22 protein-coding genes are annotated in these 21553 nt (G+C 70.6%); 7 read left to right on the top strand and 15 right to left on the bottom strand.

Features of this window, described 5'->3' with window-relative positions:
• The first annotated feature begins 185 nt into the window (after positions 1–185).
• A complete protein-coding gene (locus ABGB18_RS32170; RefSeq protein WP_347699399.1) occupies positions 186–848 on the top strand; it encodes a phosphonatase-like hydrolase in 663 nt (220 codons plus the stop codon).
• A 45-nt stretch (positions 849–893) separates the two neighbouring features.
• Here the strand turns inward: ABGB18_RS32170 and ABGB18_RS32165 are convergent, their stop codons facing one another.
• From ABGB18_RS32165 to ABGB18_RS32140, 6 genes are all read right to left on the bottom strand, one after another.
• The gene (locus ABGB18_RS32165) at positions 894–1289 is read right to left on the bottom strand and encodes a hypothetical protein (RefSeq protein WP_347699398.1); all 396 of its coding nucleotides are present in this window, start codon (positions 1287–1289) and stop codon (positions 894–896) included.
• Complete coding sequence (locus tag ABGB18_RS32160) at positions 1289–1825, bottom strand: gluconokinase (protein ID WP_347699397.1); 537 nt, start codon at positions 1823–1825, stop codon at positions 1289–1291. The genes ABGB18_RS32165 and ABGB18_RS32160 overlap by 1 nt, the downstream gene beginning before the upstream one ends.
• Positions 1815–3044, bottom strand: a complete 1230-nt coding sequence (manD, locus tag ABGB18_RS32155) for a D-mannonate dehydratase ManD (RefSeq protein ID WP_347699396.1) — start codon at positions 3042–3044, stop codon at positions 1815–1817. The genes ABGB18_RS32160 and manD overlap by 11 nt, the downstream gene beginning before the upstream one ends.
• Positions 3045–3107: 63 nt before the next feature.
• Entirely contained in the window at positions 3108–3923 is an 816-nt protein-coding gene (locus ABGB18_RS32150) for a carbohydrate ABC transporter permease (RefSeq protein ID WP_347699395.1), read from the bottom strand.
• Positions 3920–4861 (bottom strand): sugar ABC transporter permease, encoded by a 942-nt coding sequence (locus ABGB18_RS32145; protein ID WP_347699394.1) that lies wholly within the window; start codon positions 4859–4861, stop codon positions 3920–3922. The genes ABGB18_RS32150 and ABGB18_RS32145 overlap by 4 nt, the downstream gene beginning before the upstream one ends.
• A gap of 5 nt (positions 4862–4866) precedes the next feature.
• Positions 4867–6120: a sugar ABC transporter substrate-binding protein gene (locus ABGB18_RS32140; RefSeq protein WP_347699393.1), complete on the bottom strand. Its 1254-nt coding sequence runs from the start codon at positions 6118–6120 to the stop codon at positions 4867–4869.
• 172 nt (positions 6121–6292) lie between these two features.
• Between ABGB18_RS32140 and ABGB18_RS32135 the strand changes: the two genes are divergently transcribed.
• The 3 genes from ABGB18_RS32135 to ABGB18_RS32125 all read left to right on the top strand — a co-directional run bounded on the left by ABGB18_RS32135 (position 6293) and on the right by ABGB18_RS32125 (position 7932).
• The gene (locus ABGB18_RS32135) at positions 6293–7054 is read left to right on the top strand and encodes an FCD domain-containing protein (RefSeq protein WP_347699392.1); all 762 of its coding nucleotides are present in this window, start codon (positions 6293–6295) and stop codon (positions 7052–7054) included.
• 223 nt (positions 7055–7277) lie between these two features.
• Positions 7278–7643, top strand: coding sequence for a nuclear transport factor 2 family protein (locus ABGB18_RS32130; RefSeq protein ID WP_347699391.1), 366 nt, complete (start codon positions 7278–7280; stop codon positions 7641–7643).
• A gap of 55 nt (positions 7644–7698) precedes the next feature.
• A complete protein-coding gene (locus ABGB18_RS32125) occupies positions 7699–7932 on the top strand; it encodes a hypothetical protein (RefSeq protein WP_347699390.1) in 234 nt (77 codons plus the stop codon).
• A 40-nt stretch (positions 7933–7972) separates the two neighbouring features.
• On the opposite strand, the gene ABGB18_RS32120 is transcribed toward ABGB18_RS32125, so the two are convergent.
• The 3 genes from ABGB18_RS32120 to ABGB18_RS32110 form a co-directional block, all read right to left on the bottom strand.
• Positions 7973–9175, bottom strand: coding sequence for a serine hydrolase domain-containing protein (locus tag ABGB18_RS32120; protein ID WP_347699389.1), 1203 nt, complete (start codon positions 9173–9175; stop codon positions 7973–7975).
• A 141-nt stretch (positions 9176–9316) separates the two neighbouring features.
• Positions 9317–12655, bottom strand: coding sequence for a glycoside hydrolase N-terminal domain-containing protein (locus ABGB18_RS32115; protein WP_347699388.1), 3339 nt, complete (start codon positions 12653–12655; stop codon positions 9317–9319).
• 279 nt (positions 12656–12934) lie between these two features.
• On the bottom strand, positions 12935–13174 hold the full coding sequence (locus ABGB18_RS32110; RefSeq protein ID WP_347699387.1) for a hypothetical protein: 240 nt from the start codon (positions 13172–13174) through the stop codon (positions 12935–12937).
• A 162-nt stretch (positions 13175–13336) separates the two neighbouring features.
• Between ABGB18_RS32110 and ABGB18_RS32105 the strand changes: the two genes are divergently transcribed.
• A complete protein-coding gene (locus ABGB18_RS32105) occupies positions 13337–13777 on the top strand; it encodes a hypothetical protein (protein ID WP_347699386.1) in 441 nt (146 codons plus the stop codon).
• Positions 13778–13973: 196 nt separating this feature from the next.
• Here ABGB18_RS32105 and ABGB18_RS32100 read toward each other — a convergent pair whose 3' ends face one another.
• From ABGB18_RS32100 to ABGB18_RS32090, 3 genes are all read right to left on the bottom strand, one after another.
• Complete coding sequence (locus ABGB18_RS32100) at positions 13974–14183, bottom strand: hypothetical protein (protein ID WP_347699385.1); 210 nt, start codon at positions 14181–14183, stop codon at positions 13974–13976.
• A gap of 90 nt (positions 14184–14273) precedes the next feature.
• The gene (locus tag ABGB18_RS32095) at positions 14274–15200 is read right to left on the bottom strand and encodes an RNA polymerase sigma-70 factor (protein ID WP_347699384.1); all 927 of its coding nucleotides are present in this window, start codon (positions 15198–15200) and stop codon (positions 14274–14276) included.
• A gap of 369 nt (positions 15201–15569) precedes the next feature.
• Positions 15570–16319: an SDR family oxidoreductase gene (locus ABGB18_RS32090; protein ID WP_347699383.1), complete on the bottom strand. Its 750-nt coding sequence runs from the start codon at positions 16317–16319 to the stop codon at positions 15570–15572.
• A 221-nt stretch (positions 16320–16540) separates the two neighbouring features.
• Here ABGB18_RS32090 and soxR point away from each other — a divergent pair, with 221 nt between their 5' ends.
• Positions 16541–17005, top strand: a complete 465-nt coding sequence (gene soxR, locus ABGB18_RS32085; RefSeq protein WP_347699382.1) for a redox-sensitive transcriptional activator SoxR — start codon at positions 16541–16543, stop codon at positions 17003–17005.
• Positions 17006–17242: 237 nt separating this feature from the next.
• Here soxR and ABGB18_RS32080 read toward each other — a convergent pair whose 3' ends face one another.
• The gene (locus ABGB18_RS32080) at positions 17243–17476 is read right to left on the bottom strand and encodes a hypothetical protein (RefSeq protein WP_347699381.1); all 234 of its coding nucleotides are present in this window, start codon (positions 17474–17476) and stop codon (positions 17243–17245) included.
• 109 nt (positions 17477–17585) lie between these two features.
• On the opposite strand from ABGB18_RS32080, the gene ABGB18_RS32075 reads away from it, so the two are divergent.
• Positions 17586–18221, top strand: coding sequence for a GNAT family N-acetyltransferase (locus ABGB18_RS32075; protein ID WP_347699380.1), 636 nt, complete (start codon positions 17586–17588; stop codon positions 18219–18221).
• On the opposite strand, the gene ABGB18_RS32070 is transcribed toward ABGB18_RS32075, so the two are convergent.
• Positions 18210–19241 carry an LLM class flavin-dependent oxidoreductase gene (locus tag ABGB18_RS32070; protein ID WP_347699379.1) on the bottom strand — a complete coding sequence of 344 codons (1032 nt, stop codon included), beginning with the start codon at positions 19239–19241 and terminating at the stop codon, positions 18210–18212. The genes ABGB18_RS32075 and ABGB18_RS32070 overlap by 12 nt on opposite strands.
• A gap of 122 nt (positions 19242–19363) precedes the next feature.
• Complete coding sequence (locus ABGB18_RS32065) at positions 19364–21544, bottom strand: hypothetical protein (protein WP_347699378.1); 2181 nt, start codon at positions 21542–21544, stop codon at positions 19364–19366.
• Between the last annotated feature and the right edge of the window lie 9 nt (positions 21545–21553).

The raw sequence follows: 21553 nt of genomic DNA, 5'->3' as shown, positions 1-21553 counted from the left end.
GAGAACGTCCCCGTACCACCTGTATGGTCGAGCCACATGGACACACCTCTCCACGAACGCCTCGCCTGCGCCGATGCGGCGTGGACCTGAGCCGGGCCCCGGCACGTCATCGACGCGATCAGCACCGACGAGATGCGCGGCCCGAGCCCCGGCGACCCCGCCCGAGTCCCCCAAGGAGAAACCCCGTGATCGAACTGGCGGTCCTGGACATCGCCGGCACCACCGTGGAAGAGCACGGCGCCGTCTACCGCGCACTGGAGGAGGCCGTACGAGCCGCGGGCGGTGCCCCCGCCGCCGCCGACATCCAACGCTGGATGGGCGCCGACAAGCGCGAGGCCATCACCGCGTTGCTGACCGGGTCGCCCGCCCCGGACGCCGTCGAAGCCGCCTTCGCCGACTTCCGCGCCCGCCTGAGCGCCGCCTACGCGGCCCGGCCGCCCGCCCCGCTGCCCGGCGTCCCCGAGGCGATCGCCACGCTCCGCGCGGCCGGCGTGAAGGTGGCGCTCACCACGGGGTTCGACCGAGACGTGACCACGGCGCTGCTGGCGGCGGTCGGCTGGGAGCACGGCGTCCTGGACGCGGTGGTGTGCGTGGACGACGTGACGTCGGGCCGTCCGGCACCGTACATGATCTTCCGCGCGATGGAGGCGACGGGCGTCCACGACGTCGGCCGCGTCCTCACCGCCGGCGACACCGTCCGCGACCTGCAGGCCGGCACCAACGCGGGCGCCCGCATCGTGGCCGGGGTCCTCACCGGCGGTCAGGACGCCGTCACCCTCGGCACCGCCCGCCACACCCATCTCCTGCCGAGCGTCGCCGACATCCCCGCCCTGCTCTCCCCGCACTGACCACCCGGCCGGGCCCGCCGCGCGCGTGGCCCGTCCCGCCGGCGTTCAGGTGGTGCCCTTGGGGGCGTACCGTTCGAGGATCGCCAGGGACTCCTCCCGATCGGGCGTGACTGACGGCCCGATGTTGCCCCTGATGTCGTTTCTTTCGAGGTTGCGAGCTACCTCCTCGCGTGTTCGTTTTCTGTTGCTCATGGCGCGGGCTCCGGAAATGGAGAGATTGCCCGCGTCGGCTATTCGCGCCAACTGATACGGGCGCGGCCGCATGAAGTGGCGGCCGTAGGCCACGAGAAGCTCAATTTGTGTGTCTATTTCACGTTTGAGTTCGGACAGTTCGCGCAACTTATCCAATAGTGGATCGGAATGGACGGGCGGCGGGTAGGCCTTCTCGCCGGTGTGCTGGCGGGCGCCGCCGTCGCGACCCTGCTGCACAAGATCCTCCATTAGGGCCGGGTGGCCGGCGGCAGGCCCAGCCGGGCGATCGCGGCCGCCACCAGCTCGTCCGGCGCGGGCGTCACCTCCAGCACCACCCCGGACTCCTCCCGGTCGAGGTGCTCCAGGATCGCCCGCTGCGAATCGAGCAGCCCGGCGGCCATGAAGTGACCGGTGCGGCGGGCCATCCGGTCCCGGATCAGCTCGGCGGGCCCGTCCAGGTGAACGAACTCCACCTGCGGCGGGCCCTGCCGCAGCACGTCCCGGTAGGAGCGCTTGAGCGCCGAGCAGGCCAGCACCGTGGAGACGCCTTCGGCGTGCCGGGCGGCCATCCAGGAGGCCAGGGCACGAAGCCAAGGCCAGCGGTCGGCGTCGTCCAGGGGGATGCCGGCGCGCATCCGCGCCACGTTCGCCTCCGGGTGGAAATCGTCAGCCTCGGCGAACCGCAGCCCGGTCAGCGCGCCGATTCCGCGCGCCACGGTCGTCTTCCCCGCGCCCGACACGCCCATGACCACGACGTGCCGGGTGAGCCCGCGCTCACCAGTCATGGACCGTGCCGTCCTTGAGCCGGTTGAACGGCAGATAAGCGGTCTGGTACGGGAAGCGCGCCGCCGCCCGCTCGTCCAGCTCCACGCCGAGCCCCGGCAGCTCACCGGGATGCAGGTAGCCGTCGGCGAAGGTGAACGACTGCCGGAACACCTCGTTGGTCGCCGGCCCGTGCTGCATGTACTCCTGGATGCCGAAGTTGTGGATCGCCAGGTCCAGGTGAAGGGCGGCGGCCATGCCCACCGGCGAGATGTCGGTCGGCCCGTGGATGCCCGACTTGATCTGATATTGGGCGGCGTAGTCGAGGAGCTTCCGCATGGCCGTGATCCCGCCGGTGTGGGTGACGGCGGACCGGACGTAGTCGATGAGCTGCTCGCTGATCAGGGTCTGGTAGTCCCACACGGTGTTGAAGACCTCGCCGATGGCCAGCGGGGTGGTGGTGTGCCGGCGGACCAGGCGCAGCGCCTCCTGGTTCTCCGCCGGCGTGCAGTCCTCCAGCCAGAACAGGTCGTACGGCTCCAGCGCCTTGCCGAGCCTGGCCGCCTGGATGGGAGTCATCCGATGGTGCCCGTCGTGCAGCAGCGGCAGCTCGGGGCCGAACTCGTTGCGCACCGCCTCGAAGACGCCGGGCAGGTGGCGCAGGTAGGCGCGGGTGTCCCAGTCCTCTTCCGCGGGCAGCGCGGCACGCTGGGCCGGCTCGTAGTCGTACCGCCTGCCCTCGGTGCTGGGCTGGGCGGCCACGCCGTAGACGGCGTTGAGGCCCGGCACGGAGGTCTGCACCCGGATCGACCGGAATCCCAGCTCCAGGTGCCGGCGGATCGAGTCGAACAGCTCGGGCAGGTCCCGGCCCGACGCGTGCCCGTAGGCCATGATCCCGTTCCGGGAGGCACCGCCGAGCAACTGGTAGAGCGGCATCCCGGCGGCCTTGGCCTTGATGTCCCACAGCGCCACGTCCACGGCCGCGATGGCGGCCATGGTGACGGGCCCACGCCGCCAGTACGCCGAGCGGTAGAGGAACTGCCAGGTGTCCTCGATGCGATGCGGGTCCCGCCCGCTCAGCAGCGGGACGACGTGGTCGGCCAGGTACGACGCGACCGACAGCTCCCGCCCGTTCAGGGTGGCGTCGCCCAGCCCGGTGATCCCGTCATCCGTCGTGATCTTGAGGGTGACGAAGTTGCGGTCGGGGCTGGTGACGATGACGTCCGCTCCGATGATCTTCACGTTGCCGCCTTTCTCGCGGGGTTCGAGGCACCATTCCGACGCGCGCGATGGTCGTCATGCCGGTCAGCCCTTGGTCGCGCCGGCGGTGAGCCCCGAGACCACGTACTTCTGGACGAACAGGGCGATCACCATGATCGGCAGAGTGACCACGGTGGCCGCCGCCATCAGGCCGCCCCAGTCGATGCTGGCGTAGCCGACGAAGTCGAAGATCGCCACGGGCAGGGTCTTGGTGTCGGCGTCGGAGAGCACGAGCGCGAACATGAAGTTGTTCCAGGAGAAGATGAAGGACAGGATCCCCGCGGTGGCGATGCCCGGCACCGACAGCGGCAGGGTGATCCGCCGGAACGCGCCGACGTGGGTCAGCCCGTCGACCAGCGCCGCCTCCTCCAGTTCCGTGGGCAGGCTGTCGAAGTAGCCCATCATGATGTAGACCACGAGCGGCAGCGACACGAACATGTGGCTGATGATCAGCACCCCGAAGCCGCCGACCATCTTCAGGTTGGAGAAGACGTAGTACCAGGGCACCAGCAGCGAGACGCCGGGGATGACCCGCGCCATCAGCACCACCAGCGCCGACTTCCTCATGTTGAACCGGCTCATCGAGTACGCCGCCGGCAGCCCGAGGATCAGCGACGCCACGGTCGCGGCGAAGGCCACCCAGAGGCTGTTGACGATGAACTCGGTGTAGTTCGCCTGCTGGAGCACCTTGGCGTAGTTGGCCAGGGTGGGGGAGAAGGCCAGCGCCTTGCCCGGGTCGTAGATGTCGACGTTGGTCTTGAACGACGCGGCGATCATCCAGAGCAGCGGCGCGACCAGGACGAGCACCACGACGGCGAGCGCCACCACCCGGAACACCCGGTAGGCGGGGGAGGGCCTCATCGCCGCGCCTCCTTGCGCCGGGCGGTCAGGGCCCACATCGCCCCGATGATGATCAGGAAGAAGAGGATGAGGACGGTGGAGGAGACGCCGTACTCGTTGTAGTCGAAGCTGAGACCGTAGGCGTACACGTTGAGCGTCTCCACCTCGTGGAACGAGCCGCCGCCGCGGCCCTTCGTGGAGTAGAGGATGTCGAAGGTCTTCAGCGCGTCGATGCCGCGCAGCAGGACCGCCACGGTCAGCGTGGGCATCAGCAGCGGCAGGGTGACGTGCCGGAAACGCTGCCAGGTGCTGGCGCCGTCGATGCGCGCGGCCTCCTGCGGCTCGTCCGACAGCGAGGTGAGCCCGGCGAGCAGGATCAGCACCACCATCGGCGTCCACTGCCACACGTCGATGAAGATCGTGGTGGGCAGGGCCGAGTGCCGGCCGGCGAGCCACGGCTGCGGCCCGACACCGACCCAGCCGAGGACCTGGTTGGCCATGCCGATGTTCGGGTCGAAGATGAGCCGCCACATCATGCCGACCGCGACCGGGGTGGCCACGAGCGGCAGCAGGATGGCGACCCGGACCCACCGCTGCCCCTTGAACGGCCGCCACAGCAGCAGCGCGATCGCCATCCCGAGCACCACCTCGAACAGCAGCGCGACGACGGTGAACGTGGCGGTCCGCCCGACGGCGGGCCAGAACCGCTCGGTGTCCGACAGGACGTCGAGGTAGTTCCGCAGGCCCACGAACTCGCTCTCCGCGCGGACGGACCCCTCGGCGTCGGTCAGGCTGAGGTAGCCGGTCCAGGCCAGCGGGAACACGAGCAGCGCCGCGACGAAGGCCATCGCGGGCGCGGCGAAGAGCCATTTACGGTGGTCGTCGACCCAGCGCGCCCAGCCGGGCGTCTCGGGCACGGCGGCGGCGCCGCGCGGTGCCTCGGTGGTGATCGTTGCCATGGGGCTTACTTGGCCTCGTCGTCCAGGAACGCCTGGAAGGCGGTGTTGGCCGTGACCGCGGCCGCCGCGGGGTCCTTGCCGGTGATCGCGTCCACGAGCGGCTGGCCGACGATCTCGCGGGCCTCGGCGACCTTCACGACCACCGGCCGATCGTGGCTCACCCCGGTCTTGGTGCTGGCCTCGATGGCCTCAACCAGGTCCTTCGGGAAGCCCGCGGTGCCCTCCGGGTCGGCCCAGACGGAGGCGCGGGCGCCCGGCACGCCGGACTTCTGCTGGGCGAGCGTCTGCTCCTTGCCGGTGGCCCACTCGATGAATTTCCAGGCGTTGGCCGTGTTCTCGGAGCTGGAGTTGATGCCCAGCGCCCAGGACGGGATGTTGTACGGCTTCGATCCGGCCGGGCCGGCCGGGAACGGCGCGAAACCGACCTGGTCGGCGACCTTGGACTTGGCCGGGTCGGTGGCGTTCTTGTAGAGCGAGTTCGCCTCGGTGTAGAAGGCGGCCTTGCCCTGGGTGAAGATGGCCATCGCCTCGGGCCAGCCCATGTCGGTGCTGACGTTCGCCGGGCCGGAGTCCTTGATCAGCCCGCCGTAGAAGGCGTAGGCCTGCTTGGCCACGACGCTGCCGACCGCCGCCCTGCCGCCGCCGTCGACGAAGTCGCCGCCGAAGCTGTAGAGGAAGCTGGAGAACTGGGTGACCGCCGTCGACTTGCCGGTGCGGGCGACGAACCCGGCGACGTCCGGCTCGGCCGCCTTGATCTTGGCGGCGGCGGTCTTCAGCTCGTCGAGGGTCTTCGGCGGGGCGCTCAGGCCGGCCTTGTCGAGCAGGTCCTTGCGGTAGTAGAGGACCTCCTGCTCGGTGATGATCGGGATGCCGACCGGCTTGCCCTCGTAGGTGGTGGCCTCCATCGGCCCGGCCTGGAAGTCGCCGAAGTTCCAGCCCGCGTTCGACTTCACCTGGGCCGACAGGTCGGCGAGATACTCGTTCTTGGCGAAGAGCTTGCCCTCCTGCAGGGGCCGGTACATCATCACGTCGATGTCGGACGAGCCGGCGTTCAGCTTGACGTTGTACTGGTCGGAGAGCTGGTCCTCGCCGAGCTGGGTGACCTCGACCTTGAGCCCGGTCTGCTTCTCGAACTCCGGCAGCGCCTTCTTGAGGTTGTCGGTCCAGACGTGGTTGGCCAGGGTGACCCGGATCGTCTTCGACCCGCCGTCGTCGCCACCACCACCGCCACAGGCGGACAGGCTCATGGCGACAACCACGGCCAGAGATGTACCGAATATCGATCGACGTCGCACGTCATCTCGCCTTTCCGTCATGGCCGCCGCCCCCGCATGAGCGCCACATCGCCGTAACATCTGTTTAATGCGGGGATGCTAGGACAAAAAAGCTGACTTATTCAAGGGCTGACTTCCAACTGATATGCTTTATGCCGTGAAGCAGTCCTCTCCAGGGGGCGCACCCACCCGGCCCGCCTCTGCCGAGGCCGGGCTGCACGCACGCGTCCTCGGCCACCTCGGCACCGCCATCTGCAGCGGCGACGTGGCCGCGGGCTCCGTCCAGAGCATCGAAGAGCTGGTCGACCGCTACCAGGTCTCCCGCTCGGTGATTCGCGAGGTGCTGCGGGTGCTGGCCTCCATGGGTCTCATCGAGACCCGGCGCCGGGTCGGGATCATGATCCAGCCCGCCGGGGCGTGGAGCGTCTTCGATCCGCAGGTGATCCGCTGGCGGCTCGCCTCGGACGGGCGGATGGCGCAGATGCGCTCGATCACCGAGCTGCGGACCGCGATCGAGCCCTACGCCGCCTGGCTCGCCGCCGAGCGGATCGACGACGACGAGGCGAGCGAGTTGGTGGGGCTCGCGGCCAAGATGTGGGCCGCCGGGAAGGCCGGTGACGAGGCGCGCTTCCTCGATCTGGACATCGAGTTCCACCGGCGGGTGCTGGCCGCCTCCGACAACGAGATGTTCGCGAAGCTGCAACTGATCGTCGCCGAGGTGCTGGCCGGCCGTCACCACTACCACCTGATGCCGCACTATCCGGACGAGCAGGCGTTGCGGCTGCACACCGACGTGGCTCAGGCGATCCAGCGGCGCGACGGCGAGCGGGCCAGGCAGGCCATGGTGGGGATCATGGAGCAGGGCTTCGCCGAGATGAAGTCGATGTGGGAGCGGATCGCAGAGCCGGGCGGCGCGTGACCGGACCACCGCCCTGGCCGCCCTGCTCGGCAACGGCTCCCTGAGCGTGGCCGTCGGTGCCACGTACTCCTTGGAAGAAGCCGCCACCGGCCTGGCCAGGGCCGTGTCCGGATCGCCCGGCGGCCCGGGCGTCCTGATGCTCTGACGAGCCGCTTGCCCCGCGGCGGCAAGACGCGCATCTTGGTGATAGCTCCGTAGGGTCCTGAGCCGGGAGATGAGCGGCATGTCCGATGACGAGGTACGCCGGGTGTTCCAGACAGTCGACTCCTTCGAGCCGGACGAGTTCGTGAAGTTACTCGCCGAGGATGCCACCCTGGTGTTCGGCAACGCCGAGCCGATGGTGGGACACGAGGCGATCACCATCGGGCTGCGGGCGTTCTTCGCCACCATCGGCGGGCTGGAGCACCGTGTCGTGCGGGAGTGGCGCGTCGGCGCCGACACCATCGCCGAGACCGAGGTGACCTACCGGCGGCTCGACGGCGGAGAGGTCAGCCTCGCCGCCGTGTCGATCTGGCAGACCCGCGACGACGGCCTGATCTCGGACTACCGCATCTTCATCGACCTCGCGCCCCTCTACGCGGCTCCTTGACAGGAAGGCGGGAACCCGCGGCGGTTCCCGCCCGTCTCACCTTCAGCGTGCGGTGGTGAACAGGAACGCGCTGCCCCGTACGGCCTCCCCGCGGGCGCTGCGGCCGTCGCCAGCCTCACGGGCAAGCGTGATCTGCCGGCTGACGAGCGCCGTCAAGATCGTCGCCACCGGCATGGGCGACCTGGAGCGGATCACCTCCGAGCCGACCCGGGTCGGCTCCATCACCACCGACCTGGTCTACGAGATCGTGGCCGACCGCGCCACCCCGCTACCGGGCCGGCCCGGCTGACGCCGCTTCCTCCACGGGCGGCTCCGACCAGCACACGCCGTTACCTGGTGACGAGCCGGCGTTCCACCCGGACCAGCGGTCTGGAGTGCGAGCTGTCGTAGTTGCCGAGGACCACCGACACACAGTCCAGTTCGGGATAGACGTTGTAGCTGTTGCCCACCCCGCTGCCACCGCCGGTGTGGCCGTAAATACGCTGGAAATTGAAGATGCTGGTCGCGAACCCATAGCCGTAGTGCGTGCACTGTAGCCGCGGGTCCGGCTGGTCGTCGGGGGCGACATCCGGCTCCTTGCCGCTGGTGGCCAGTTCGGCGAACGAGCGCTTGAGCAGCCTGCCGTCCTCCCGTAACGCCGTCACGAACTTCAGCAGCTCCCGAGCAGTGGAGAAGGAGCCGCCGGCCGGCAGACCGACGAACGGGAACATCTCACTTCTGGTGAAGTCGACCAGTTCGCCGGTCTTGCGGTCGGTCGCGTAGCTGTGGGCGATGTCGTCCGAGGCCAGCACCTCCGGCCTGGTGTAGAAACCCGTGCGCTCCATCCCGGCCGGATCGAACACGTGCTCCCGTACGTATTCGTAGTAGTCCTGCCCCGACGCCGCGGCCACGATCGCGCCGAGCACCGTGAACCCGTCATTGCTGTACTGCCAGTCCGTCCCCGGAGTGAACCGCAGGTCCTGCGCGCGGATGATCTTCAGGGTGCCTTCCCACACCTCCTCGACCGAGTCCCACGCCAGCTCCTCCGGATCAGGCGGCCCCGTGCGGATGGGTGACCGGCCCACGCCCGAGGTGTGCGTCAGCAACTGGTGAACGGTCACCGTGCCGGCCACCTTGGCCGGGAACCCGTCCAGGTAGGTGCCCAGCTTCTCCTTCAAGTCCACCTTGCCCCGCTGAACCAGTTGGAGCAGCGCCGTGGCCGTGAAGGACTTGCCGATCGAGGCGAGATAGAACAGGGTGTCGGTCCGGTTGCGGATCGACCTGTCCTTGTCGGCCATGCCGTAGGCCCGCTCCAGCACCGGTTCGCCGTCGTACGCCACCAGAATGGTGCCCGAGAACTCATCGGCGGCGGCCTGCTTGGCGGCGTACCGGTCATACTCCCCGCCCGGGCGCATCTCCTTCGGCACCCTGGCGCGCCGGGCCGGCTCAGCGGAGGCCGGGCCCGCCATCGCGGCACCCGCCGCCACGACCGGCACGGCCCCCATCAAACCCAGCACCGACCGCCGGGACGCCCCTGACCGCTGACCCTCCATGACGCTGCCTCCTCCTCGGTTCCGGCCGTTCGAGGAGATCCAACAGAACAGCGCGTTTCCTGCGCGTTACCACACCGGCAATGGCCAGGGCCGACTTTCGAACGGGGACTCACTCCCGCTTGGGCGGGACAGCGGGCGGTCCTACGGGAAGGCGAGGTCCCGCCAGGTCCTCACCTCCTCGGCGGTCAGCGCCCGAGCGAGTACGGCGGCGCGGTCCACCCCGCCGGTCAGCCGCTGCCCACCGCCCTGGTCGGCGCCGAAGCGCAGCGGGCGGGAGGCGCAGCCGGCGATGCCGTCCGCGGTGGCCTGGGCCGTGGCCTTGGGCTCACCGTCCACGTACGCGGTCACCGCGCCCGTCCGGTCCAGGGTGACCACCACGTCGATCCAGCGGCCGGTCGGCAGCGTGGTGTTGAGCCCGATACTGGCGCCCGCGCCGATGAAGCGCAGCGTGTTGTCCGGGGTGACGTCGATGAGCACGCCGTCGGTGCCCGGGTCGCCGGACGGCTGGGAGTCGAACAGCCGCCGGTAGCCGCTGCCGCCCACCTTGACCTCGGCCGCGAACGTCGCCTCCCGCACCAGCCCGAGCGTGGTCGCGCCGGTCGTCAGGTACGTGTTCCCGTCCAGCTCCAGCCCGCTGCCGCTCGGTGCGGTGGAGTCGTAGGCCGGGGCGCCGCCGGTGACGGTGGCGTCGCGGCCGTGGCCGGAGGTGTCGGCGACCGTGCCACCCTCCTTCGGGTCCCAGGCGACCAGCAGCGAGCCGGGCTCGGCCGGCGCGCAGGGTTCCAGGGCGAGCACGGCGCCGGCCGCGCCCTTCCAGGAACTCCCGGTGACCGCCGCCGAGAGCACCGCCCGCCGTGAGCCGTCCGCCGGGCCCGGGGTGACGGTGAAGACGGCGGTCCGGGTCTGGCCGGGGGCCGTGGCGGGCAGGTCGCGGGTGGCCGGTTCGACGGTCCAGCCCTGCGGCGCGGTGAGCGTCACGCCGGCGGCCGGGACCGCGCGGCGGCGGGTGGCGGTCACGGTGACCTCCGCCTCGAACGGCGTGCCCGGCATGGCGGTGGCGGGGGCCCGCAGGGCGACGGCGGCCTCGTTCTGGATGGTGTACGCCTTGCCGGCGCGGGCGTTCCAGCTCAGGGTGTCGCCGTCGCGGTGCGGCCCGACCTCGTGGCCGCGCTCGTCGTAGACGCGGTAGCGGCCGGCGACGAACGCCGACCTGACCTTGATCGGGCCGGTTTTGCCGGGGTGCACGGTGACGGTGTCGGGGGCGCCGTCCTTCCAGGTGGCGTCCACGGTGACGTCACCGCGGGCACGCAGCCCGGACACCGAGCCGTCGAGCCAGGCGGACGGCAGCGCGGGCAGCACGTGCACCACGTCCTGCTGGCTCTGCACCAGCATCTCGGCGATGCCGGAGGTGGCGCCGAAGTTGCCGTCGATCTGGAACGGCGGGTGGGTGTCCCACAGGTTGTCCAGCGTGGAGGACTTGAGCTGCTCGGCGAGCATCTTGTGGGAGTGGTCGCCGTCCAGCAGCCGCGCCCAGAAGTTGATCTTCCAGGCTTTCGACCAGCCGGTGCCGCCGTCGCCGCGCGCGTTCAGCGAGACCTCGGCCGCCGCGGCCTCCGGGGTGCCCGGGGTGATCTGGTTGCCGGGGTGCAGGGCGTACAGATGGGAGACGTGCCGGTGGGTGTCGGTCTTGGAGTCCCAGTCGGTCTTCCACTCCTGGAGCTGCCCCCAGGAGCCGATGCGCAGGCCCGGGCCGAGCTTGGCCAGGGCCGCGCTCGCCTCGGCCTGGAAGTCCGGGTCGACCTTGAGCTGCTTGGCCGCGGCGAGGGCGTTGGTGAGCACCTCGCGGACGATCTGCTGGGACATCGACGCCCCGGCGGAGAAGTCGCCGTGCTCGGGGGAGTAACTCGGGGAGACGACCAGCTTGCCGTCGCGCGGGTCGGTGTGCAGGAAGTCCAGCCAGAACTCCGCCGCGCCCTTGATCACCGGGTACGCGGTCTCCCGCAGGTAGCCGGTGTCACCGGTGAAGCGGTAGGTGTCGTACAGGTGCTGGGTGGTCCAGGCGGCGGCCTCGGGGAACCAGAAGGAGCCGGCGTAGTCGTGCACGCCGGTGAAGCCGAAGGGGTTGGTCTCGTTGTTGACCATCCAGCCGCGGGCGCCGTACATGTCCCGCGCCGTCTTGCGGCCGGGCTCGACCATGGCCGCGATGTAGCGGTCGTACGGTTCGGTGGTCTCGTGCAGGTTGGTCTGCTCGGCGAGCCAGTAGTTCATCTGCAGGTTGATGTTGACGTGGTAGTCGGCCGACCAGGGCGGGCTGGTCGAGTTGTTCCACACCCCCTGCAGGTTGGCGGGCAGCAGGTCGTTCTCCCGCGAGGAGGAGATCAGCAGGTAGCGGCCGTAGGCGAAGAACAGCGCCTCCAGTGCCCGGTCGTCGGCGGAGGAGCCGCCGGTGTAGTTCCTGCGCAGCTCGTCGGTGGGGACGGCGGGGACTCCGCCGCCGAGGTCGAGCCGTACCCGGTCGAACAGCTTGCGGTAGTCGGCGACGTGCGCCTTGCGCAGGTCGTCGTAGCCCTTGGCGGCGGCGGTGTCCACCGCGGCGGTGACCTTGGCGTGCGGGTCCTCGCCCCGGTAGGCGGGATAGGTGCCGGCATAGTCGGTGCCGGCCGACAGCACGAACACGGCGCTGTCGGCACCGGTGACGGTGATCTTGTCCCCGGCGTCGGTACGGGTGCCGCCCTGGGCGATCACCTGGACCTGGGCCTCGAAGGTCATCTTGTTGTCGCTCAGCCGGCCGCGGATGGTGAGCCGGCCGCCGGCGGCGGTGACCGTCTTGTCGTTGCGCGGCGAGGTGTGCCGCAGCGTGAAGGACACCTTGCCGCCCTGGTCGGCGGCGATCCTGCCGACGATGACGTTGCCGGGGTTGCCGGCGAAGTATTCACGCGAGTACCGCACCCCGCCGGCGGTGTAGCCGACGCGCGCGACGGCCTCGCGCAGGCTCAGCTCGCGGCGGTAGTCCTCGGGGTTCTGGGGCGCGCCGGCGAAGTCGAGGAACAGGTCGCCGAACGTCTGGTACGCCCCGAAACCCGTCTTGGGCTGGCCCAGCCTGGCGGCCACCTCCTCCGGCGTCATCCGCGCGTCGCGGTCGATCCGCTGCCGTACCTCGGCGATGGCGCCCGGCCGCGGCGTCTTCCAGTTGCCGAAGTCGTAGCCGGTGACGCCGGGGCCGCCGGTCCACAACGTCTTCTCGTTGAACTGGAGCTGCTCCGAGGCCACGCCGCCGAACACCTTCGCACCCAGGGGCCCGTTGCCGATCGGCAGGGCCTGGGTCTCCCAGTCGGTGGCGGGTTCGTCGTACCAGAGGGTCAAGTCATCGGGTGTGTGGTGGCTGTCGGCGACGGCCGAAGTGGGGGCGGGTAATCCGGTGGCGAGCACCAGCGCGGCGGTCAAGGTCGAGCCGACACGCCGCCGTGAGGGGCGGGGCACAGGATTTATCTCCGATCACACGGCAACCTTGACCTAGGAATTAGCATCGAAACTTCCCCTTAACAAGGGTTGACATCCGATGTATCCGGAGGGGCGCGCGTACCGCGGACCCACCGGTCATCCCGCCTGAGGCGCGGCGGGCCGGAGATCGGATGACTGCCGGCGCAGCCAGGTGCTCGGGCGCCGGCGGACCTGGTCGAGGGAGGTCAGCGCGGCCCCGATGACCGCGAGGACTCCGGCCACCCGCACGCCGGAGTCCTCCCGCGTGAGTGACGGCGATCAGCGATCGTGATCCACGCCCAGGTCGGTGTCCATGTCGAACGCCTCCCCGCCGGGGTGGGACAGGGGGTGCCCGAGGTCGGTCTCCAGGTCGAACCCGGCCTCTTCGGCGGCGGCGACCAGCTCCGCCTCCTCCCTGCGGTGGACGGCGTCCTCATGGTGGTGGTGAATGCGCTCGGCGAGCTCGTGAAGAGGCCCGTGATGGTGCTGGTTACCGTCATCCGACGCGGCGTGGCTCATGAGACGTCATGGTCGGCGAGACCGCGCCGGAACACAACAAACGGCGCATGAAGGATGCCCCGCACGGAGGCGCGAGACCCCGAACATGACATTTCATGACTACCGATGAATTTTCGCGCGGGGGCCGGTCTGTAGTGAGAACCCGCTTCGAAGGAGACGGCGATGACCGAAGACCTGGCACTGCAGGCCCTGAACAGGCTCGTCGGCACCTGGAAGATCACCGGAGGGCACGAGGGAACGGTGACCTACCGCTGGCTGAACGATTACTTCCTCCAGCAGGACGTCGAGCTGGGCGGCACGCACGGCTTCGAGATCATCGGCCGGGAGCGGAAGCTGATGGCCGAGCCCAGCGCCGACCTCAAATCCCGCTACTACGGCGAGGACGGCAGCACCCTCGACTACACCTACGAACTCGTGGACGACACCCTCACCATCTGGGCGGGCGACCGCGGCTCCCCCGCCTACTACCAGGGCACCTTCGGACCCGACGGCCGCACCCTCAACGGCGCCTGGGTCTACCCGGGCGGGGGCGGCTACATCTCCAACGCCGAACGCGCCGACTGGATCAGCCGGCCCGGCCCCGGCGTCCCCCCACCATCCTGAGCCGATCGGCATCACCCACGGCGACCAGCGTAGAAGCCGTACCGGCCGAAGGGGCTGGTCTCCACCACCCCGCGTCACCGGCCCCCATGTACGGGCTTCCCGGACGGCGCTATCCCGATGAGGGCTTCTACCTAGTGGCGAGGTGGCCGAGGTGGCCGCTTCTGCTTCCGTCGAACACGGCCGGGCATCCAACGCATCAAGTCGCCGGCGACGTAGAGGACTTCCTCAGGCTCACCTGGAGCTTCTCGATCAGCTCGCGCGATTCACGCAGCACGTCATCGATCGTCTTGTTTTCCTTCATGGCCTGTTGCCCGATGAGTTCGTTTGCGAAGTCGACAGCCGTACGCCGGGCGCGCTCCGCCTCGCGGGAGCAGTCCACCGTCCGGTCCCCCATTCGCCGCAGCACGCCACATCAGACTGCGAGAGCCATGATCGTAACTCGATGCCGGGGCTCAGAGACCAGTGTCGCCTCAGCCGCGTACCTCAAGGCGGTGAGCTATCGGGCCGGGGGCCAGTGTGCCTGCCGTATTTCGCGGTGGATCGCCCAGGCGTCCGCGACCGGGCCCACGTGCCCGAGCTTGTCCGGGTTGATCACCGCGCGAATCGCCTGGATCTGCCCGCCGAGCACGTCGATCGCCAGGGTGTGGAGCACCTTGCCGTCCCGGTCGCGGAAGATCGCGCCCGGCTGGCCGTTGACCTCGTGCGGCTCGAACGTCACGTCGAACCGGGCCATCAGGGGGAAGACGGTGGCGAGCAGCCGGGCCACGCGCTCGGCGCCCATGACGGCCCTGGCGAGCTGCGGGGCCTTGCCGCCGCCGTCGCCGACCATCGACACGTCGGCGGCGAGCAGCCCCCGCAGGGCGGCGACGTCGCCTTCGCGCAGCGCGTCGAAGAACCGCGACGCCAGCTCCTCCCGTTCCTTGCGGCCGGCCTCGAAGCGGGGCCGGCCCGCGGCCATGTGGCGCCTCGCCCGCACCGCGAGCTGGCGGCACGCCGCCTCCGAGCGGCCCACCGCCGAGGAGACCTCCGGAAAGCCGAAGTCGAACACCTCCCGCAGGACGAAGACCGCCCGCTCCAGCGGGCTGAGCCGTTCGAGCAGCAACAGGGCCGCCATCGACACCGAGTCGGCCAGCTCCGCCGCCCGCGCCGGATCCTCGTACGGGTCGGTGAGCAGCGGCTCGGGGAACCACGGCCCGACGTACTCCTCCCGCCGGACGCGGGCCGAGCGCAACACGTCGATCGAGACCCGGGTCACCGTGGCCGAGAGGTAGGCCTTGACCGACCGGGGCTCCGCCGCGGACTCCTCGAAACGCAGCCAGGTCTCCTGGACCGCGTCCTCGGCCTCGCTCACGCTGCCCAGGATCCGGTACGCGATCGAGAACAGCAGCGGCCGTAGCTCCTCGAACTTCCCGGTCCGGCTCACGCCGGCTCCCCCTTCCGGCCCGACCTGCCGCTTGCGTTCGAGCTCGACCTGATCACCGTTGCTCCTTGACCGACGACTGCCTGCACTCCCTAAGACGAGACAGCGGCACCCCCTGTGACATCACCCGGCGGCGGACGGCCCACGCCGCTGGTAGCTCCAGTCCACCAGGGGTTGCAGGACGGACATCAGCTCCGCTGAGCCTACGTCACCCCGGACGAGGTCCCCGCCAAGCAGAAGCTCATCGACGACGCGGCACGATCGGCCGGCCGCGATCCGGCCGCGATCCGGCGGCGATCCGGCCGCGATCCGGCGGCGATCCGGCGGCGATCCGCCGGATCCGTCTCCGCCGGGCAGCCCCGGTCCATCACGTCAGAGCAGGGTTCCTCCCGAGGCGTCCAGCCAGTTGCCGGTCAGCCAGCGGCTGTCGTCGGAGGCCAGGAAGGCCACCACGCCGGCGATGTCCTCGGGGGTGCCCACGCGGCCCAACGGCGACAGCGACGACAGCCAGGCCAGCGCGTCCCCGACGAGCCTGCCCTGATGCATGTCGGTGTCGATGACGCCGGGCGCCACGGTGTTGACGGTGATCGCGCGGGGGCCGAGCTGCTTGGCCAGCGTCGAGGTGAGCACGTCGAGCGCGCCCTTGGACATGGCGTAGCTGATGGATTGCGGCATGGCCGAGCCGCGGGTCAGCATCGTGGAGATGTTGACGATCCGGCCGCCGTCGCGCAGCCGCGGCAGCGCGAGCTGGGTGACGAAGAACGGGGCGGTGGCGTTGACCGCGAAGATCCGCTCGAACTGCCCTCTGGTCACATGCTCGATTCCGGGCTCGTCGTTGAGGATGCCCGCGTTGTTGACCAGGATGTCCAGCTCGCCGGCGCGCGTGTCGAACGCGGCCCACAGGCGTTCGGCGTCGCCGGGCGTGCCCAGCTCGGCCTGCAGGCAGAAGGCCTGCCCGCCCTCCGCCTCGATCGCGGCGACGGTTTCCTTGGCGGCCCGCTCGTTGCCGCCGTAGTGCACGGCGACCCGGGCGCCGTCCCGCGCCAGGCGCAGGGCGATGGCCCGGCCGATTCCCCTGCTCGCGCCGGTGATGAGGGCGGTCTTGCCGTGGAGTGTACGCATGGTGCCTTCCTGCTGTGCCAGATGGAGGTGTACGGGATCACCTGCCGGTGATGCGCGCCCAGCCGGCCGCGACGATCCGCCGGACAGGTGCTCCGCGGGTCCTGGGCAGGGCCGATGAGCCGGGACCCGCTGGTCACATGGGAAACGCGGCGTCCTTCGGGCGCCCCGGCACGACCAGGCTCGTCGTTAAACCAAGGTTCAAGTCAAGCTAGGTTGGCCGTATGCCGGATTCCGACGCGATCGCCGCCGAGCTGACCATCGGGGAGCTGTCCGAGCGCAGCGGCGTGCCCGCCTCGGCCCTGCGCTTCTATGAGCGCAAGGGGCTCATCGCCAGCCGCCGCACCACGGGCAACCAGCGCCGCTACCACCGCAGCACGCTGCGCAGGCTCGCGTTCATCCGCGCCTCGCAGAGCGTCGGCATGCCGCTGTCGGTGATCGAGGGCGTGCTCGCTTACCTGCCGCACCAGGTCGCTCCCACCCGGGAGCTGTGGCTGAGGGCGTCGGAGTGCTGGAGCGAGGCCATCAACGCCCGCATCACCAAGCTGGAGCGCATGCGCGACCGGTTCACCGAGTGCGTCGGCTGCGGCTGCCTGTCCTTCGGCCAGTGCCTGCTGGTCAACCCGGGGGACAAGCTCGCCACACGTGACGCCTACACCCTGCTCGACTTCGACGAAGGAGCGGATTAGCCCCGGGCCGCGGCCGGCAAGGCTGGAGCTGGCAGCGGATCGCCGTGCTGCGCACCGCCCCGGAGCCCGCCGGCGCGGGGGGACCGTCCCCTGCCGCTGATCGACGTGTTCCCATGATCGATGCATCGGGACCATCGTGAAGGCGGCCACCCGGCCCCGTCGAGCGATTTGTCCGGAGCCGGGCGTGGGACGCGGGTGGCGAGGGCTCGCACGGGCCCTCGCCACCACGCGGGAGGGTCAGAGCGTGAGACAGCCCACGAGCGGTGCCTCGGGCGGGACGGTCACGGCCCCGACGGGATCGGCGACGCCGCCGGTCGTACAGTTGGCCATCATCACGGGATCGAGCTTCTGGACCGACTCCAGGACCTGCATCTTCGCGGGATCGACGACGGCCTGCGCGGCCGGGGCCGGGCTCAGGAGCAGTGCGGTGGCGGCCAGGGGGACGAGCAGGACGGACGGGGTGCGGCGCATGTCGCGGTACCTCCAATACGGCTGGACAGATCGGTTGTGGTGATTGCCGCTCGATCACGTAGCGGAACGTGACCGAAGGTTACTCAGTGTTGTCGGGCGAGGTGACGCCATGCTGCCCTACCAGCGAGGCGCGGGCCGGGCCCCGGCCGCGGGTGGGCGGGTGCGCACCCCGTACGCTGCTGACGTCGGCCGGCGCGACGACGCGGGCCGGCAGGGACGACGACACAGCGCGGGGAGCAGGCGAATGACGACCGAGTGGACCACGTACCTCGTCCGGGCCGTCCCCTTCGACCACCCGGCGGCCGTGGACCTGCGCGCGGCCATGACCGAGGAGATGAACCAGCGCTACGGCGACCGGTTCTCCGGCCCCGGAACCGCCCCGGTGACCGTCGAGGCCGGGTCCGTGGTGTTCACCGGCGTCGCCTTCGACGCCGGCCGGGCCGTCGGCCACATCCTGCTGCGCCGCCTCGACGAGGAGATCGAGATCAAGCGCATGTACGTCGTCCCGTCACACCGGGGGAGCGGGGTGGCGCGCGGCCTCCTCGCGGCGGCCGAGCGGGCGGCCCGGGACCTCGGCGCCGCCCGCGTCATCCTGCACACCGGGGACCGCCAGCCCGAGGCGATCCGCCTGTACGAGCGCGAGGGCTACACCCGCATCCCCCTCTACCCGCCCTACACCGCGATGACCTACTCCACCTGCTTCGAGAAGCCCCTCGGCGGCGGTGCGGCGGCCTCAGAGCAGTAGCCGCGCGAACTCGGCCATCTCCGCCTCCGGGTCCACGGCGGGATGGAGCACGAGCTCGTCCACCCCCGCCTTCTCCAGCACGTCGATCCGCCCGATGAGCTCGTCCCTGGTGCCGACCAGGCCGAACCTGTCCACCAGGGAGGGCACGATGAGCCCGCGGTCCGCGGGGGACAGCGGCCCGAGGTAGTTGTGGTAGAGCGCGTGGTGCCGGCCGGGGTCGGCGACGCCGGTGCCGCGCAACTGGAGCAGGCGATCGACGGCCGCCGCCTGCTCCGGGGGGAGGACCGCGCGGAAGTCGGGATCGTCCGCACCGAAGATCAGCGCGCTCAGCGCGATGTGCCCCACCGCGTCCTTGACGGAATCGCCGTGACGGTCCTCGCCGTCGGCGAGAACCCGCAGGGCGGAGATGAGGTACGAACTCCCCTCGCCGCCGCCGGCCGCCCGCCGGGCCTGGCCGAGCGCGGACCAGGCCGCGGGGTCGTGCATCGCGAAGGAGATCAGTCCCGCACCGAGGCGCCCGGCGAGCGCGGCGACCTTCGGCCCGAACGCGGCCACGACGAACTCCACCGGGTCCTCGGTGTTGACGTACGGGCCGGCGTGCAGGAATCGCACCCTGCTGGACCGGGCTCCCTCGCGGTAGTCCGTCTCGCGGCCGGCGATGAGAGCCTGGAGGGCGGCCGCGAACGACTCCAGCTCCGCCACCTTCGTGGGCCGCATGCCCAGCGTGCGTCGTGCCGTGTTGCCGGTGCCGACGCCGCAGATGACGCGGCCGGGCGCGAGGGCGTTGAGGCTGCCGAGCGCCGCGGCGGCGGCGGGGGCTGAGCGCAGTGCCGGGGAGGTGACACCGATGCCGAGCCTGATCCGGCTGGTGGCCTTGGCGCAGAGCGCGAGGCTGACGAACGGGTCGCCGTGGACCATCGGCGTGTCGTACACCCACAGGCTGCTGAAACCCAGCTCTTCCGCGCGGGCGGCCAGGCGCTCCAGACCCGGCTGTGCTGTCATGACGATGCCGGTCCGCATGGGGATTCTCCTCGCCCTCTCGTGGAAGGTCTCGTCCGGGGTGCCGCCGGTGGCCGAGCGCGTGACACGGGGATCGCTCGCCGTACGGCCATCCTAGGACGGTGAACGCGGCCTCTGCCGGATCAGTCGGCCGGCCCGTCGGCCGCGTTGAGCAGGTCGCGTACTCGCGTGATCTCGTAGGGGACGTCCGCCGCCGGCCAGCTCGCGTCGAGCGCTTTGAGCATGGGGCGATGGTCCTCGATGATGTCCTCCCACATCAGGCCCCACGCGGCAGCGGCCTGAACCTCCACCTCGGGGCAGCGCGTCGCGCGTACGAGGGCCTTCACGGAGTTGAAACCCGGGGACTCGTCCAGCAGCTCCAGGGCCCTGATGCGGTCGCGCATCGGCACCGTGCCGTCGCACGCGACGTTCCCGAGGGCCTCGACGAGCCGGGGGTGGGCCTCCTCCGCCTTCTTGAAGATCGTGTCCACCGCATCGAGGGCCTGGTCGCGAATCAGGTCGCGCGTGGCGCCCTCCACGACCTCGGCCAGCAGGAACGGCTCGTCCGGCGCCACGACGCGCAGCACCGACAGGGCGGTGAGGTGATTGGCGCCGGGACCGTACCGGCGGCTGAGCTCGGGCGGTGACGGCGGCTGCCGCAGCACCTCCCGGACGCGGTCCAGGACGAGCGCCCGCTCGGGTTCCCGTGCCTTCTCCCCGCCTCGGTCCACGGCGCCGTCCGGGCTCCACCAGTGGTCGAGGGCGATGCCCACGGCCGCCGGGTCGCCGCTGTCGAGCAGGGTGCGAAGAGCACGGTGGTAGGACTCGTCCACCCCGGGCGCCCTCAGCCTCCGGTGGGCGCGATACAGGTCCGGGTCCGCCAGCCGGTGACCTTCCCAGTGGACGCTGTGCGGCGTGCCGAAGATCATGTCGACGGGGTCCTCGCCCCAGGCATGCCGTGGGGGCCCGTCTTCCCAGCTCTCGGCCACCTCCTCCAAGACGGCGCGGTGCCTTTCCAGGCCACCCGTCTCGACCAGCCAGTGGGCTGCGTGTGACTGCACGTGCGGCTCGCCCTCGCGCAGCGCGCGCAGGAGGACGTCGTCCGCCGCCGCGCCCAGACCGCGAGCCAGGATCCGCACCGCCGTCTCCTTGACCAGGCTGAAGCCGGCGGACGGTTCGAAGATCAAGCCTGCCAGCGCGTCGACCAGCCTGCCGTCCTTCACCTCGGACGCGTCGAGGACCCCGTACGCCATCCAGATCGCCTGGTCGCGGACCGCGTCCGAGTCGGTTCGCCGGAGCACGTCCAGCACCAGGTCGGCGTCCCCGGGCTCGGCATGATGGGCCCCGATCATGTTCAGGGCGCTCGGCTCGGCGGGTGACATCGGCCGCCGGAGCACCTCGCGGGCGCGATCCAGCACCTCGGGCAGGTAGGGCTTGGCCACTTCCTTGTCCTCCAGGACGCGCCGCAACCCGTCCGAGGATTGGTAGTGGTCGAGCGCGATGCCCACGGCGACCGGGTCATCGCTGCGCAGCAACGTGGCGAACGCCCGCAGGCACGCCTCGTCGCTGAGCGGGAACCGCAGCTCGTCGTGGGCGTTCCGGAGTGCGGGATCGTCCAGCCGGGCATCCTCCCAGTACGTGCTGTGGAAGCCCGCGACCGCTTCGCGTACCCATTCGGCCGCCAGGCCCGCCTCCTGCGGCCAGGACTCCACGAGCCGCCGGACCCGGTCGCGGTGCACGCGGAGCCGCAGAGGCGTCGCCAGACACGACGCGGCGGACACCTGGAGTTCGAGATCGCTCGACTCGCTGACGCGGACGATCAGGGCCTCCACCTCGGGGGAGTCGAGATCGTCCAGGGCGCTCAAGGCGTCCTGCCGATCCGATACGTCCAGGGTCTCGTCGAGGACCATGGCACTGATCATCGCCAGCAGCCGCGGGTTCGGCTCCTCGCCCTCCATGAGGGCGGAGCGGGCCGCGCGGAGCGCCGCCTCCCGTACTCCCGCGGTCGGGGCGCCTTCCAGCGCGTCGGCGATCAGGTCCGCGTCCTCGGCCTCGGCGAGGTGCATCATCACCGTGAGAGCGCTGGAGTGGGTACGGCCCTCCGGGATGTCCTCGTCCCCGGGCGAGGGAGGCATGCCCAGCAGGTCGCGGGCCGCGAAGAGCACTTCGCCGGCGAGCGGCCAGTAGGGATTGTCCCCGCCGAACCTGGTGTGCGCCTCCGCCGTCTGATAGCTCTCCAGGGCCCTGGAGACGACGTGGACGTCGTCACTCTGGAGCCGGGCGCTGAACGCACCGAGGCGGGCCTGCTCATCGTCGTCCGTCACGGGACCTCC

Source organism: Nonomuraea sp. B12E4 (assembly GCF_039871825.1).
GTDB lineage: Bacteria > Actinomycetota > Actinomycetes > Streptosporangiales > Streptosporangiaceae > Nonomuraea.
The sequence above is the reverse complement of the archived record's forward strand: the minus strand, read 5'-3'. Positions and strand labels throughout refer to the sequence as shown.